Source organism: Stutzerimonas stutzeri KOS6, from assembly GCF_000307775.2.
Classification (GTDB): domain Bacteria; phylum Pseudomonadota; class Gammaproteobacteria; order Pseudomonadales; family Pseudomonadaceae; genus Stutzerimonas; species Stutzerimonas stutzeri_B.
Map to the genome: position 1 here is coordinate 2,440,596 of NZ_KK020676.1, position 1,303 is coordinate 2,441,898.

1 protein-coding gene is annotated in these 1,303 nt (G+C 60.2%); it reads left to right on the forward strand.

Going from position 1 to position 1,303, the window contains the following annotated elements; translation table 11 throughout:
• Nucleotides 1-97 precede the first annotated feature (97 nt).
• Nucleotides 98-1,300 carry an ISL3 family transposase gene (locus B597_RS0223610; RefSeq protein WP_003291741.1) on the forward strand — a complete coding sequence of 401 codons (1,203 nt, stop codon included), beginning with the start codon at nt 98-100 and terminating at the stop codon, nt 1,298-1,300.
• Nucleotides 1,301-1,303 lie beyond the last annotated feature (3 nt).

Genomic DNA, 1,303 nt, shown 5'->3' on the forward strand with positions numbered 1-1,303 from the left:
TTCTTCGCGGACTCTGGGGGAAGAGCGAGTTGACAGGCAGGGAAGTGGGTAAATTGGCAGTCGCCAAACACACCAACTCCCACACCCTGCTGTCACCGTGCATCCTATTGATCTTGCCGTTTTCTGGCCAGGCTACGACGTCGTCGCCTCTCGCCCCGTTGCTGAAAATACCCTGCTAATTGAGCTGGAACCCCAAGCCACGCGAGTGCCTCGGTGCGGACGCTGCCAGCAGCCCAGTCCGTTGATCCATGATCGGCGTTTACGGCGAGTGCGTGACCGCGATCTGTTGGATCAACGAGTCCTACTCCAACTGCCCGTACGTCGCGTCGACTGCCTGCGCTGTGGGCGAGTGACCGAGCGGATCGATTGGCTGGAACCGGCTTCCCGTCTGACTCAGCGGTTACGGGTTTGGCTCGAAGGCTTGCTGCGGATATTGCCTATCAGCCACGTCAGTCATCTGACCGGCTTGCACTGGCACACCCTCAAGGCACTCGATAAACGCCGCCTGGAGACTGAGATCGGCGCCTTCGAGCCGGGTGCTGTTCGTCGCCTGGTGATGGATGAGTTCGCTCTGCACAAAGGCCATCGCTACGCCACGGTGATCATGGACGCCGAGCGAACGCGGGTGCTGTGGGTTGGTCACGGCAATAGCCGTGAGGCCATTCGTCCATTCTTCGAGTTGCTCGGTGAGCGCTGCCAGCAAATCGAAGCGGTCGCCATGGACATGAACACCGCCTTCGATCTGGAGGTGAAGCAGCATTGCCCTCAAGCCGAAGTGGTGTACGACCTGTTCCATGTGGTGGCGCGCTACGGGCGTGAGGTGATCGACCGCATCCGCGTCGATCAGGCCAACCTACTGCGCAATGACAAATCGGCACGAAAGGTGGTCAAACGCAGTCGCTGGTTGCTGCTGCGCAACCCTGAGAATCTCAAGGACGGCCAAGCCGTGCAATTGCAGGAACTGCTCGCCGCCAACCAACCATTGGCCACGGTTTATGTGCTCAAGGACGCACTGAAGGAAGTCTGGTACGCCCCGAGCGTATGGGAAGGCTGGCAGCGCTGGCGGACCTGGCTACGGCAGGCCCGTGACAGTGGCTTGGCGCCGCTACAGCGCTTCGCCAAGAACCTCGGGCGCTATATCCGCGGCATCCTCGCCAGCGCCCGTTTCCCTCTGCACACCAGCGTTCTGGAGGGTGTGAACAACCGTATCAAGGTAATCAAGCGCATGGCCTATGGCTTTCGGGACTCGGCCTACTTCTTTCTGAAAATCAAGGCCGCCTTCCCCGGGAAAGCGCGATGAACC